Here is a 13,486-nt window from a genome sequence, read left to right on the forward strand (position 1 = left end):
TCACTTCCTGCTTAATCAATCATTGCAATCTATCAATCATGGGAATCATTATTTGTCATCGTGTCGGATCATTTCATTCTTCGACACTCAGCAATGTTCAGCAATATATATACCAAGACTGACCTACATGTTCATCGTTGGGTGATCTTATATATCTTTGTTATGATAATAAAATCTTATTCCTAGCGCAGTATCACTTTTGATACGAATGACGTCATCTGTGAACCATTGGAATTCACCATTGCTATAAAAAAATTATTTGAATCAGTCCATCAAACGTGTTTAACGGGATGACCAATCTTCAGAAGCTTCATTCATATTTTGCAAAGGGTGCGATTGTAAGGTCTCTTTTATAGTTGTGGTTAATTTATTTTCTGAATGGTAAAATTTAAAAATGTCAAAAAACAAAATAACTACCCTCAAAATCGACATAGACATTTAATCTATAGGCATATTTTACAACGTTATATCGACGGAACCTGAAAAATGACTCAATCAATCGCATTTCTTGGACTTGGTGCTATGGGCTGGCGTATGGCTGCGCACTTACCGAAAGCATTCTCGGATGTACGGGTTTGGAATCGTACATTTAGCAAGGCAGAAGCCCATGCACTACAGTTCGGTACACAGGCCAGCTCTATTGAGAATGCTGTTCAGGCTGATATTATTTTTTCATGTTTACCGACTAGTGCTGAAGTTGAAGCTTTAATTGCCACCTATCCACCTAAAGCAGGAAGCATCTGGGTAGATTGTACCAGTGGTGAGCCAACCTCCGCTCAGCGCGTTTCTGCAAAGCTTGCAGAAAATAACGTTCACTTCTTAGATGCGCCTGTTTCGGGTCAAACCATTGGTGCTGAAAAGGGGATTTTGACAGTGATGGTGGGTGGTGATGTGGTTGCACTTGAACGTGCACGCTCTGCAATTGAGCCTTTTGCAGGGCTGATTGAACATGTTGGAGGGAGCGGAGCAGGTTTTGCTGTTAAGGCCGTCAATAACATGTTATTGGCCGTAAATCTTTGGTCAGTTGCTGAAGGTTTTAGTGCCCTAAAAGCACATGGTGTTAATCTTGAAAGCGCGCTCACTTGCATCAATGCTTCAAGCGGTCGTAGTTTGGCTTCAGAAAACACGTTTCCTCAACGCGTATTAAATCGTGAGTTTCCCTTAACGTTTGCATTGAATCTACTCGCAAAAGATACAGGTATTGCGATTGATCTGGCGCACAGTGCGAAACTCCCCTCTCCTTTACTTGCACTGACCCAAAGCTTATACCGTGCAGCGAGCAATAGTCTGCCTGAAGACAGCGACTTTTCTGCAGTGGTGAAGTTGTTAGAAAGCTGGACAGGACAAGTCTTAGAAGTTTAAGTCCACACATTCGCGATTATTCATCAGCATACATACCTGAGAAAATCGATTGAACGAGCCATCTCAAATGTTAAGTCTGCGTCAGTTAAGCGCATCAAATCCACAGGACATTGACGCGCTTCTTCTATTATTTGAGCAAGCATCTGACTACTTCCACATCATTGAAGATCGACCACCTGAATACAATGATGCCTATCTTACGCTGACTGAGCTTCCCCTACTAAAAGGCATCGAAGATAAGCGATGCATGGGATTTTATCTAGACCACCTATTGGTTGGATGTATAGATATGATTAGGGGATATCCTGAGACTCATATTGCCTATCTTGGTTTGATACTTTTTTCTGAAAATTATCAAAGGCAAGGTTTGGGAAAGAAGGGCGTGGAGTATGCAACTCAAATGTCAAAATCCTGGGGCTGTACTATGCTCCGTTTAGCGGTAATTGAAACCAATCAACTTGCATTTTCCTTCTGGCAACGACAAGGTTTTAAAGAAATTTATCGTAAATCCCTCCTCCAATATACAGGTCAGGCGATTGTGATGGAGCGTCATATCTAGAGTTTATGATGGTATACCCTATTTAGGAGTTTTCACTTGAGAACAATTGGTTTGATCGGTGGCATGAGCTGGGAGTCTACGATTCCTTACTATCGAATGATCAATGAAACAATTAAAGATCATTTAGGTGGATTACATTCAGCAAAAATAATTCTTTATAGTGTTGATTTACAGCCTATCGTAGAGCTTCAGCACACAGCGAATTGGTTAGAAGCCGGTCGGCAACTTGCAGAGATCGCTTTGTTACTTGAAGGCGCGGGTGCTGAAAGCATCGTGCTCTGTACCAATACGATGCATAAAGTTGCGCCTGCAATTGAAAGCGCCGTGAATATCCCTCTACTCCACGTCGTAGACGTCACAGCTGAGGCTATAAAACAATCCAAGTTTAAAACCGTGGGGCTACTTGGCACACGCTTTACAATGGAGCAGGATTTTTATCGAAAAAGATTTGAGAATGGTCACGATATAAACATTGTGATCCCCGATGAAAGAGATCGTGAAACAGTCCATCAAGTGATTTATCAAGAACTGTGTTTAGGGCAAATTCTTGATTCTTCACTTAGGGAATATCGCAGGATAATGCAGCGATTAATAGATAACGGCGCTGAAGCAATTATTTTAGGCTGCACTGAGATCTCAATGCTTGTGCATCAGGTGGATTGTTCCGTTCCACTTTTTGATACGACAGCACTGCACGCAAAGTTTGCTGCGGAATGGGCCTTGTCTGAATCGAGTTAATCATCACTAACAAAGACTTGTTTAACCCAGATCAGTTCACATGCACCAGCACCGCTATCTTCGCGAGTAAGAGAGCTTTTCCATTTCCAACGTTTATGTTGATCAGTAATTTCTACCAATTGACCTGATAGGTGTAGTATCTGTCCAACGCGAACATTTTCTAACTGTTTAGCAATAAGATCATTGGCTGGGATCATGTGCATATTCGCACTATGAGAAATAATGTCTCCTATTGGAATCGGTGGAGCGTTTTTATAAGAGTAACGGTAAAATCGACCACTTTGAGAGATATTCAACTGTTCGATTACTGCGCTATCTGACATACGCCCCCAGCCTAAAGCAATATCAATAGGAACAATATCTGCTCCTGTATCAAAACGATAGCGTTCTGTAGATAAAACACGTGCTTCGATCGAAAAATCCTTCAGAGGCTGAATAACATATCCCTTAAATAATGCCATTGGTTCGTTTGTATCCAACTGCACCGGATCGTTTGGTGCAACGATAGACCCTTCTGGATGCTTAATAGCACGAAAACGGTAATGATCATAAGCCGCGTATATCGCTAGACATCCTATCAATACTTTGAGCCAACGCATAAAGTGACCTAAAATCGTTTTTGTCATGTAAGTGATAAGTTTAAGTGATAAAAGCTTTTAATTATGATCGACCATGAAAAAAAGGCACGCATTGCGTACCTTTTTTGAAATGACTTTCTAAATTTATTTAAACACTAGTCGATGAGTAGATGCTGAAGTTGCAGTAGTAAACCTGCACCCCCTAGATACAGTGCCCCAACACCCAATGCTAGAGGATTGGTCAATGCTGTAGATTTGGTGTTAGCTCCGATTGCATTAATCGCAGTCAAACCAGCCACTGCTAGCGCGTTGATGCCGATATCAACTTGTTTGACAACATTAAGGCTAACTGGATAAACGACAGGTAGTTTAATTCCCAAAAGACCACCTGATACTTGATCGATTTCTTGTACATTAAGTTCGCGAAGTGTTGACATTTCATTCACCATTATTAATTAAACTTATATGGAAAAACAGGATTATCATTACGAAACACAGTCACTACATTATTACAATTTAGCGTTTCATTGCTCTCACAGGGATGAGAGCAATGAACCAACAGTACGCTTTATCTATAGAATATTCAATATCAAAATAATGCTTAATTGAGACATAATATACATTTTATAAAAGTGATATTTTTAGATAAAAATATAATATATTAATTATTCAATGATTTATGGTATACCAAATGATCAATTCACCTTTGCGAACAATCACTGCGGGTAATAAGGTGCAAATGCTTACGTAAGATGATATTTTGGCTTACAACATCTTCTTTTTGTTGAGCATTTGGATAAAAGTTGATGTATTAAATATATTCTGCTTATAAATACATTATCGATTCTAAATGTGTGCTATATGATTGTTTAAGTTAACATTTATTGGGTATATTTCTTATCGGGTAGTCATTTATTATTATTTTAATTATTTCTTATAAAATATTTGTTTAATGTGAATGAAAAATTGTGGATGATTGCCTGATAGTGGCATCGAAGAAAGTTGGCGTGAATATTTCTGATGAATTTCCACGCCAACTTGTGAGATTTTATAGCCCAGTATGTTGAGCTATAAACGCTTTCATATCATCAACATTTGATGTCATGACTTTGACGCGTTGCGGCAATGCTTCAATATTTTCAAATCCTGCAGGACGCTCAGCATCACGACCTAATGCTTCTTGGATTGTCTCATTAAATTTTGCAGCAAGAGCCGTTTCGAGCACAATCATCGGTACATTTTGTTCGATATGCTCAAGCGCAACTTTGATACCATCTGCAGTATGCGTATCAATTGTAATGCCGTAATTCTGCTCAACCTGACGGATCGTGTTTAAACGATCGCTATGTGTAGATTTGCCGGATTGAAAACCAAATGCTGCGATTTTTTTGAATTCATCCCCATCACTGCCCGTTTGACCAGATAGGTCGAAGCCACCTTCAGTCTCTACTTTACGGAAAAGTGCGGCAACCCGCACAGCATCGCGATCAAGTAGATCGTAAATAAAACGTTCAAAATTTGATGCTTTTGAGATATCCATGGAGGGACTTGATGTATGCCAAGTTTCAGCTGACTTGCGCACGCGGTAGATGCCTGTACGGAAGAACTCATCAAGCACATCATTTTCATTGGTTGCGACAACAAGCTTTGCGATCGGTAGTCCCATCATACGCGCAATATGGCCCGCACAAATATTGCCAAAATTTCCCGAAGGAACGGTGAACGATACTTTTTCAGTATTTTGGGTTGTTGCTCGCAAATAACCACGGAAATAATAAATAACTTGAGCAATGACACGTGCCCAGTTTATCGAATTGACCGTCCCGATTTTTTGCTTTGCTTTATAGGTTAAATCATTTGATACGGCCTTGACCATGTCTTGACAATCATCAAAAACGCCTTCAACCGCAATGTTGAAAATATTGTCATCCAATAAGCTAAACATTTGCGCCGTTTGAAAAGCACTCATTTTTTTATGGGGGGATAACATAAATACGCGAACCCCTTTTTTGCCACGCATAGCATATTCTGCTGCGCTACCGGTATCCCCAGATGTCGCTCCAAGAATGTTCAGCTCTTCATGTTGTTTACTGAGCGTGTACTCAAACAAATTACCGAGTAACTGCATAGCCATATCTTTGAATGCCAAGGTGGGGCCATTCGATAGGGCTTGTAGAATCAGTTTACGGCCGGATTGGTCCTCAAGGATGCGAAGTGGTGTGATTTCAGATGCGTTTTCACCTGCACGCGCATTTTTATATACTTCAGCCGTATAGGTTTTTGTTACTAAAGCTTTGATGTCATCTTCGGGAATGTCGGTAATAAATTTCTTGAGTACTTCAAAAGCCAGATCAGCATAAGAGAGCCCGCGCCAAGCATTTAGCTCATCATGACTCACTTGTGGGTAGACTTCAGGCAAGTAGAGACCGCCATCTGGCGCTAAACCACCTAAAAGGATTTCTGAAAAATTTTGAGCTGCGGTATAGCCGCGAGTTGAAACGTATTGCATAAGAGATATGGAATAGTGGCTGTTATTGACCGCAGATTATCGGCTATTCCAGCGCCTTTAGTCGAGTAAAATCTGTAGCTAATCTCCGCGCACCCGACTCTAGAAAGGTTTTATTGCCAAACGTTCAAGAAGTTTCGCCTTTACTTGAGCCCATTCATCATCAATGATGCTGAAATAAACGGTATCCCGCTGAAAATCATTTTGGACACACTTGTGTTTACGTAATATCCCTTCACGGATGGCTCCGAGTCGTTCAATCGCCTTCTGTGAACGTAGATTACGTAAGTCAGTTTTTAGTTCAACACGGCGCATCTGCATCTGTTCAAACGCATATTGAAGCAACAAAAATTTGGCCTCAGTATTAACCATTGTCCGCTGGGCTATTGATGCTAACCATGTATAACCGATTTCAATAACATGATCACGGGGACGTATATCAAGGTATCGAGTACTTCCAACGATTTGATTTGAAAATCTATTAATAATGATAAAAGGGATTTGCTCACCTTGTGCAAGAAGGCGATGTGCAGACTGAATCCAGCTATGCACATCGTTTAAATCTGTAAAGCAAGATCTGGGTAAATACAACCAATCTTCATGCTTTTGTCCGATGCTCAATAACGCATGTGCATGAGCCAGAGTTAATGGCTCAAGACGTATGTATTGACCTTCAAGTGCAATGATATTGGGTGACATACTACTCTTTGACTACAAAGTATGAGGTTAGTTCACTTTTTTGACGATGACAGAGCCGATTGAATAGCCTGCACCAAAAGAACAGATCACACCAACATCCCCTATCGCAAAATCTTGAGAATTTCTGTGGAAAGCAATGATTGAGCCCGCAGAACTGGTGTTGGCAAACTCATCCAGAATAATCGGAGCGAGATCTGCGCCATGCTCTATATCTTCAGTGGCTTCGGCCGCGGATTCTTTGCCGAGGATCATTTTTAGAATAAATTTATTCATGGTGCCGTTAGCTTGATGCAACCAGAAACGACGTACTTGATGCACATTAAGGCCATTCGCAGCGACATGGTCAGTAATCATTTGTGCGACGAGTGGAGAAACTTCACGGAATACCCGACGACCATCCTGACGGAATAATTTATCAGGTTGACCAATACCAGATTCATCGCCACGATTTAAGAATCCAAAGTTATTGCGAATGGCATTAGAAAACTGTGTAAACAGTTTGGTACTGATGATTTCAAAACCTGGCTTAGAATCCGTTTCTTCGACGATAACCGCTGTACAAACATCACCAAAGATGAAATGACTATCACGTGTACTAAAGTTATTGTGCCCTGATGTGATTTCGGGGTTGACCATCAGCACACGTTTTGCTGAACCGGCTTTAATTGCATTTGCCGCTTGCTCTAAGCCGAATGTTGCAGCACTACATGCAACGTTCATATCGAACCCGAAGCCATGTGTCATTCCTAGCGCGCCTTGGACTTCTATTGCAATCGCAGGATATGCACGTTGCATATTTGAACAAGCCACCAAGACCATATCGATGTCATTTGCTGTTAAATTTGCTGCTTTCAGCGCTTCATTAGCAGCGACAACGGCAATTTCAGCTTGAATAGAAATCTCATCATCTGGACGCTCTGGGATGATGGGCGCGAGGCGACGAGGATCGAGTACCCCTTCTTTATTCATGACATAACGAGCCTTAACACCTGACGCTTTTTCAATAAATTCAGCCGAGGTACTGAGTTTTGCCGCAATTGTGCCCGCTGCAATTTCCGCTGCATGTTCAGCATTATAAAGTTCAACGTGTGTATTTAGACTTGTAGCAAGCTCTTCATTACTAATCGAAAATGGCGGTATGTACAATCCTGTACCTGTAATGCGAATACTCATATCAACCTCGTCATCAAACCATTTAAAAGATAAACTTAATGTTTTTGTAAAAAACTATTTCAAAAAAGAGATCAGCTAGTTTCAACTGCTTGCCAGAGTTTGTCCAGTCTCGTTGGTGACACGGGCGTTCTCGTTTTCATAGGCTGGGCAAATAATGAAATGCGTAGCTCTTCCAATAACCAGCGATATTCTGACAATTTTGTTTCACTATCACGACCCTGTATTCTTGCCATCAGTGGGCGCAATGTTTTAACAGCATCAGTATCTTTGCTTAAGCTGTTTGAAAGGCGCTCTATACGCATGGCAAGTGCTTTTAAATAGCGAGGATACTGTCGCCAGTGTTCATTATCGATACGATACACAAAATCATTCAAGTGCAATGCATCCAATTGATCTTCTATATCGTCCATATTAATGCCAAAAATTGTCTGATCGAGTGTCATCATTTTGCGACGTATCGCTTGCCACTCTACAAAAATCTCTGTCAATTCTTTAAGAACCTGTTGCCCAACGGATAAGAATTTTGCTTTGTTCTTAGTGATCATTACTGAAAATTCTTCACTTGTCAGTGGCAATTCCGCAAATGTCACATCCAGCGTGGCTCGAATCAGCATATTCTCAAGTTGCGTTTGATTGCCTAGAGGCGCAAAAGTTAATATTAAGGCTTTGGGCAGTTGTTTTTTAAGCTGCTTGGCTTGTTCTACAACTTGCAACGACAATAAGTGGAGTACGCCGCGTCTATGAGCTTCTCTTGCCGCTTTTTCATCAGTGAATATCTGAATCTTAATTTGGTCAGTTTTTTCATCGACAACCAATGCTTGAAATTGACTTACTTGTAGGCCAGATATTGTCCGATTACTTTCAAAATGGAAACGCTCAGGGAACGTGGTGATTAATCCATTTTTCTCGGTCTGATCGCTATTCTGATGGAGCGGTGATATGGTTAGTAATTTACATTTAGCTTGTAATTCAGGTAAGTCTCGGCCTTTTGCGACAACGTGTTTGCGTTCATTAATGACTTCAATCAAGGGGCGCAAGTACAGCGGGATGTTTGAGACCTCAAAACTACTTTGCTTAATATCCTGCATGTTTAGTACGCGGACTATTTCAGCGGTAATGCTTTGACCTGAATCCATATCAAGTCGATCATAGATTTCATCTGCGGTATCTGGAATAGGAACAAGTTTACGTCGCTGTTCTTTCGGCAATGACTTGAGCAATGCTTCAACTAACTCCAAACGCCAGCCTTGGATTCCCCATGACAAAGCGTTCGCATTCAGCTGTGGCAAAGCTTGAACAGGAATCGTGACAATGGCGCCATCATCGTCTCCAGCTGGATCAAAAATGTAACGTGTAGGGAGAGTGAGCTTACCGACCTGCCATTTTTCAGGGAAATCATTGGTGTCAGGTACAGAGCCAGCTAAAATATCGGCTTCTGTTAAACATAAGAATTTAGGATTGGTTTTTTCAACCTCACCACGCCAATCTTCAAAAGCGCGACGACTAGCGATCGTTTCAGGCACTTTTGCTTGATAAAACTCAAACAGCGCTTCTTCGTCAACCAACAAATCACGACGCCGTAATTTATCTTCAACGCGCTGTACATCTTCAAGCATTTTTAAATTGTGCTTTAAGAATGGCGGCGTTATTCCCAGCTCCCCAGTAACTAGACCATCACGCAGAAATATCTCATGCGATTCTGTTTGATTAATTTTTTCGTAATTAATCAGTTGTCTGGCTTGAATGATCAAACCAAATAGTGAAATTTGGGCATAAGCATTGACGAGCCCTGGTTTTTTCGCCCAGTGCGGTTCGAAATAATGATACTTAAGCAACCCACGCGCTGCTGAAATAATCCATTCTGGCTCAATTTTGGCCAGTGTGCGCATAAATACTTGGCTAGTTTCTACAATTTCGAAAGACATGACCCATGCTGCATTGGCACGATTTAAAGTGCTGGCAGGAAAAATACGTGTCTTTTGCTGGCGTACTGCCATATATTCATTTTTTTGGTCCGTCTTTTGAGCAACAAAAGACAGCAAACCCGTGAGCAAAGCGCGGTGAAGGTTTTCATAGTTCGCTGGACGAACATATCCATCTTCATCTGGAGCTTCAATCACCTTAGCTTTGATCTTTTGATCAATCAGCTTATTAGTAGTTACCGTTTCATTGAATGAAAGCTTGAGCTGCTCTGCTAGTTCAAGAAGCTGCTTGTGTGTTTGCTTCCACTCTCGAATACGCAGCCAACTTAAATAATGCTGCTTTGCAAAGTTACGGCGTTGATTCTCAGTCAACTCCCCTTTTTGCTCAGCCAGCACTTTCCATAGTTTGGTATAGAACAAAAAATCCGAGTCTTTCTCTTTAAATAGCGCATGCTTTTGATCCGCTTGAGTTTGTTTGTCTGCGGGTCTTTCACGCGGGTCTTGCACCGATAATGCACTCACCACGATCAGTGTGTCATGCAAGACCCCAAAATGTGAACCTGCCAGAATCATACGAGATAAACGCGGATCAATTGGCATCTTGGCCATCTGCTGGCCAATAGTGGTGAGTGTCGTCTCACCTTCATTCAGCGCACCAAGTTCTACCAGTAACTTTGTTCCATCGTTGACCAAGCGGTAATCTGGGGGCTCGATAAACTCAAACTCATCAAACGTTCCCAGACCTAAGTTTGCCATTTGTAGAATAACGGAAGCTAAATTAGTCCGTCTAATCTCAGGTTCTGTAAACTCAGGACGTCCTAGAAAATCAGCCTCACTATACAATCTGATGCAAACCCCTGCCGCAATACGCCCACAGCGACCTTTACGCTGATTTGCCGCCGCTTGGCTAATCGCTTCAATAGGTAAGCGCTGCACACGAGAGCGATAGGAATAACGCGAAATTCGTGCAAAACCTGAGTCAATGACATAGCGAATATTAGGAACCGTCAATGCCGTTTCGGCGACGTTTGTGGCTATGATAATGCGCCGACCTTTGCCTGATGGATTAAAAATTCTTTGCTGTTCATTTAAGGCTAAACGTGCGAACAAAGGCAATATCTCGGTATGCTTTGGCCCATAACGCGTGAGTGCCTCTTGCAACTCACGGATTTCAGATTCCGTACTGGCGAAAATAAGAATATCGGCTTGCTGAGGATTACCTTTGGTGGTGGCATCTTGATAGCATTCTTCTACGGCTGCAACAACGGCTCGAGGAAGATTTTCTTCAAAATCATCGAATGCGTCATCATCACTGCCGCCCACCGCAAGCTCTGAAATTGGGCGATAACGAAGCTCAACAGGGAAACTTCGTCCTTCTACTGAAAAGATCGGCGCATCATTAAAATAACGACTAAAGCGATTCACATCCAATGTTGCAGAGGTAATAATCACTTTAAGGTCTGGACGTTTAGGCAGAATCTTGCGCACGTAGCCTAAGATGAAATCGATATTTAAGCTACGCTCATGCGCTTCATCGATAATCAGCGTATCGTATTTGGTCAGAAAACGATCATGCGCCAGCTCTGCCAGTAGAATTCCATCGGTCATCAGACGAATAAAGGCATCGTTATCACCGGTTTCATTAAAGCGAACTTTAAATCCGACAGATTTACCCAAAGGCTCACCAAGCTCTTCGGCAATGCGCTGCGAGACACTTCGTGCCGCTAAACGTCTGGGCTGAGTATGCCCAATGAGACCCGTTAGTCCCCTGCCAGCTAACAATGCAAGTTTAGGGAGCTGTGTTGTTTTTCCAGATCCAGTCTCACCTGCAACAATAATCACCTGATTTTTTTGTATGGCTTCAACCAGCTCATCACCGGATTGACTCACGGGTAAATCTGGATTTAAGGTGATTTTAGGTAAGCGGCTATAGCGTGCTAAGACTTCGGTATTTGACTTTTTTAGTAACTCAGCATGACGCACTGCATCTTGATGTTTCCCTCGTAATAGCATCAATAAACGATGACGATCACGGGCCATAGGAAGATGACGGATTGCAGAAAAATCTGGCGTAGTAGATGTCTCAAACGAGTTTGTCGTGGGTTGCGTTATTGTTGTATTCATTTCAGCTGACATTAACCATCTACTCTTACACTATGCTCAACCAATGGGTTTTCAAATGTAAGACCTTGCTTCATTTTTTCAAACATTTGCGGGTCTGCCCACTCAATTTGCACTTGTTCAGAGAATTCAAAATCCTGTAGCTTGAGCAAACCCATTTGTTCATTTTCCACGTCTGCGCGAAAACATTGGGCATAGCCAGTAGCAGTTTCGTGAACAATCACTGAATGGACCGTCACATCGCCTTCACCATTATGCGTAATAGTCTGACGCAAAATGGTATCGGCTAAAAAGAAGAAGAATCTTGAGAATTGCTCAGCCGAAGGAGAAACCGGTAGCGATATCCAACGTGCACTATATTGCTTACATGATGCGATATATCCCTCATCATCCTGATTCCAAAAACAAATGGCGTGATCGAAGCTATCAATGATGTCGCGAATCTGGCCTTTTAATAATCCAAAGTCATAGACCATTTGTCCATGATCCAATCGATGTGCCTCTAGGATCAATTCCACCTGATAACTATGCCCGTGGATTGACCGGCGGCAACGATCACTGGTGCAATTACGCACGATATGAGCGTTTTCAAATTTAAATAACTTGCGAATCAACATAATCTTTTACAGCTTAAATTTTGAGGGTCATACGATTAGAGAATAGGAATGCGACTGATATAACAATGTTCAAAGGCAGCGCCATGAGGTTGATTATACGTCCTTCAGAACACTTTACGAAGAGGCCGATTAGATTAAGTGATGCGATGTCGTAACCATACAGAAAAATCCATAGACTGGGCTGGTGTATTGACAACTATGATCCACCTGGTTTTACAGAAAAATAAGGGATTGGTGCAAAGCTACGTTGCCATGCCGTGACACTTTGAGATGTTCGTACTAAATCACTGGTGAGAAAGCGCTCTCGTCCATTTGAGTTGACATTGATCCAAGCTTGGAAATAATTGCTTTTTACATCAATAAGTTTCTGTATGTTGTTACGTTGTTCCGGCGGTGTTAATGGGATTTTTGAAAAAGACGAATCATTTAGAAAAGCAGCTGCACTCTTTATGATCGGTGTTGTTGCACCCGCACGCTGGGTCACAAATGCAGTCATATCATTGACAGTCAAACTATCATCCAATGCTGCCAAGACTACGGCAGGTGCGGTATTGACATTAATTTTTGAAGCACTTGGCAAAGCCGTTATATAAGGAGCAATCAAATTATATTTTGCACCCTCAAAGCCGCGCACCTTCCGTAATTCCTCAGGTTGTCCAAATAACCTATTCGCTGCAAGGTAAGGCGGATTTTGTCCAAGGTAAAAACTACTTTCTGCACCCAATGATCCCGTGGGTTCATCATTGGCGTCTTCCCAATCAAGCACAGCGCTTGCAGCCTCAGGATCAATCCCAACCTCTTTTAAGAGACGCTTAAAATATGCCAAGTTCGCAGCTTTATCTGTATCCGCGGCTAAATATAAATTATTGAGATTAAACTTGCCGGATTGATCAATGATCCGTACGTTAATTACGGCATCTTCAATCGGAATCGGCGGCCTGGGTTTTGCCCATTCATCCTTTAGACTATCTGCTCCCGTATTAAGTTTCGCACTCTGCATTAAACCTGCCCCTACTACACTTTCCCCAGCAAGTGCGTATTGTAGAGACTGGTCTTGGCGTAAAAGTACGCTGGTTTCACGGAGCATACGATCTTGGCGTGTCAATAAACCGACGGCCAAGATCGTTGCAGTGACCACCATCAGTAGAATGGTGAGCAATGCAACCCCTTGTTGGTTACCCTTTAAGTGAAGGCGAGTTGAGTGTTTCATT

Annotated in this window: 11 protein-coding genes; 3 read left to right on the forward strand and 8 right to left on the reverse strand. The window is 42.0% G+C overall.

Annotated elements, in window-relative coordinates:
• The first annotated feature begins 486 nt into the window (after window positions 1-486).
• The 3 genes from HYN46_RS07970 to HYN46_RS07980 all read left to right on the forward strand — a co-directional run bounded on the left by HYN46_RS07970 (window position 487) and on the right by HYN46_RS07980 (window position 2,659).
• Window positions 487-1,362, forward strand: coding sequence for an NAD(P)-dependent oxidoreductase (locus HYN46_RS07970; protein ID WP_114898887.1), 876 nt, complete (start codon window positions 487-489; stop codon window positions 1,360-1,362).
• Window positions 1,363-1,429: 67 nt separating this feature from the next.
• On the forward strand, window positions 1,430-1,921 hold the full coding sequence (locus HYN46_RS07975; RefSeq protein WP_114898888.1) for a GNAT family N-acetyltransferase: 492 nt from the start codon (window positions 1,430-1,432) through the stop codon (window positions 1,919-1,921).
• Between the two features lie 36 nt (window positions 1,922-1,957).
• Window positions 1,958-2,659, forward strand: coding sequence for an aspartate/glutamate racemase family protein (locus HYN46_RS07980; protein ID WP_114898889.1), 702 nt, complete (start codon window positions 1,958-1,960; stop codon window positions 2,657-2,659).
• Here the strand turns inward: HYN46_RS07980 and HYN46_RS07985 are convergent.
• The 8 genes from HYN46_RS07985 to gspK form a co-directional block, all read right to left on the reverse strand.
• Window positions 2,656-3,285 (reverse strand): hypothetical protein, encoded by a 630-nt coding sequence (locus HYN46_RS07985; RefSeq protein WP_210009454.1) that lies wholly within the window; start codon window positions 3,283-3,285, stop codon window positions 2,656-2,658. The two genes, HYN46_RS07980 and HYN46_RS07985, sit on opposite strands and share 4 nt — an antisense overlap.
• A 107-nt stretch (window positions 3,286-3,392) precedes the next feature.
• A complete protein-coding gene (locus HYN46_RS07990) occupies window positions 3,393-3,674 on the reverse strand; it encodes a hypothetical protein (RefSeq protein ID WP_162818123.1) in 282 nt (93 codons plus the stop codon).
• A 611-nt stretch (window positions 3,675-4,285) separates the two neighbouring features.
• Window positions 4,286-5,746: a threonine synthase gene (gene thrC / locus HYN46_RS07995; protein WP_114898891.1), complete on the reverse strand. Its 1,461-nt coding sequence runs from the start codon at window positions 5,744-5,746 to the stop codon at window positions 4,286-4,288.
• Window positions 5,747-5,845: 99 nt separating this feature from the next.
• The gene (locus HYN46_RS08000) at window positions 5,846-6,442 is read right to left on the reverse strand and encodes a GNAT family N-acetyltransferase (RefSeq protein WP_114898892.1); all 597 of its coding nucleotides are present in this window, start codon (window positions 6,440-6,442) and stop codon (window positions 5,846-5,848) included.
• 27 nt (window positions 6,443-6,469) lie between these two features.
• The gene (locus tag HYN46_RS08005) at window positions 6,470-7,615 is read right to left on the reverse strand and encodes a beta-ketoacyl-ACP synthase III (protein WP_114898893.1); all 1,146 of its coding nucleotides are present in this window, start codon (window positions 7,613-7,615) and stop codon (window positions 6,470-6,472) included.
• A 71-nt stretch (window positions 7,616-7,686) separates the two neighbouring features.
• Entirely contained in the window at window positions 7,687-11,577 is a 3,891-nt protein-coding gene (gene hrpA, locus HYN46_RS08010; protein ID WP_114900679.1) for an ATP-dependent RNA helicase HrpA, read from the reverse strand.
• Between the two features lie 95 nt (window positions 11,578-11,672).
• Window positions 11,673-12,275 (reverse strand): 6-pyruvoyl trahydropterin synthase family protein, encoded by a 603-nt coding sequence (locus HYN46_RS08015; protein ID WP_114898894.1) that lies wholly within the window; start codon window positions 12,273-12,275, stop codon window positions 11,673-11,675.
• Window positions 12,276-12,471: 196 nt separating this feature from the next.
• Window positions 12,472-13,485 carry a type II secretion system minor pseudopilin GspK gene (gene gspK / locus HYN46_RS08020; protein ID WP_162818124.1) on the reverse strand — a complete coding sequence of 338 codons (1,014 nt, stop codon included), beginning with the start codon at window positions 13,483-13,485 and terminating at the stop codon, window positions 12,472-12,474.
• Window position 13,486 lies beyond the last annotated feature (1 nt).

The organism is Aquirhabdus parva (assembly GCF_003351745.1).
In the GTDB taxonomy this organism is placed as follows: Bacteria; Pseudomonadota; Gammaproteobacteria; order Pseudomonadales; family Moraxellaceae; genus Aquirhabdus; species Aquirhabdus parva.

Excerpts from the sequence above, each read along its gene's own strand:
- HYN46_RS07970 (WP_114898887.1), top strand. The coding sequence starts at position 487 with ATGACTCAATCAATCGCATTTCTTGGACTTGGTGCTATGGGCTGGCGT.
- HYN46_RS07975 (WP_114898888.1), top strand. The coding sequence starts at position 1,430 with ATGTTAAGTCTGCGTCAGTTAAGCGCATCAAATCCACAGGACATTGAC.
- HYN46_RS07985 (WP_210009454.1), bottom strand. The coding sequence starts at position 3,285 with ATGACAAAAACGATTTTAGGTCACTTTATGCGTTGGCTCAAAGTATTG.
- HYN46_RS07990 (WP_162818123.1), bottom strand. The coding sequence starts at position 3,674 with ATGTCAACACTTCGCGAACTTAATGTACAAGAAATCGATCAAGTATCA.
- thrC (WP_114898891.1), bottom strand. The coding sequence starts at position 5,746 with ATGCAATACGTTTCAACTCGCGGCTATACCGCAGCTCAAAATTTTTCA.
- HYN46_RS08000 (WP_114898892.1), bottom strand. The coding sequence starts at position 6,442 with ATGTCACCCAATATCATTGCACTTGAAGGTCAATACATACGTCTTGAG.
- HYN46_RS08005 (WP_114898893.1), bottom strand. The coding sequence starts at position 7,615 with ATGAGTATTCGCATTACAGGTACAGGATTGTACATACCGCCATTTTCG.
- hrpA (WP_114900679.1), bottom strand. The coding sequence starts at position 11,577 with ATGGCCCGTGATCGTCATCGTTTATTGATGCTATTACGAGGGAAACAT.
- HYN46_RS08015 (WP_114898894.1), bottom strand. The coding sequence starts at position 12,275 with ATGTTGATTCGCAAGTTATTTAAATTTGAAAACGCTCATATCGTGCGT.
- gspK (WP_162818124.1), bottom strand. The coding sequence starts at position 13,485 with ATGAAACACTCAACTCGCCTTCACTTAAAGGGTAACCAACAAGGGGTT.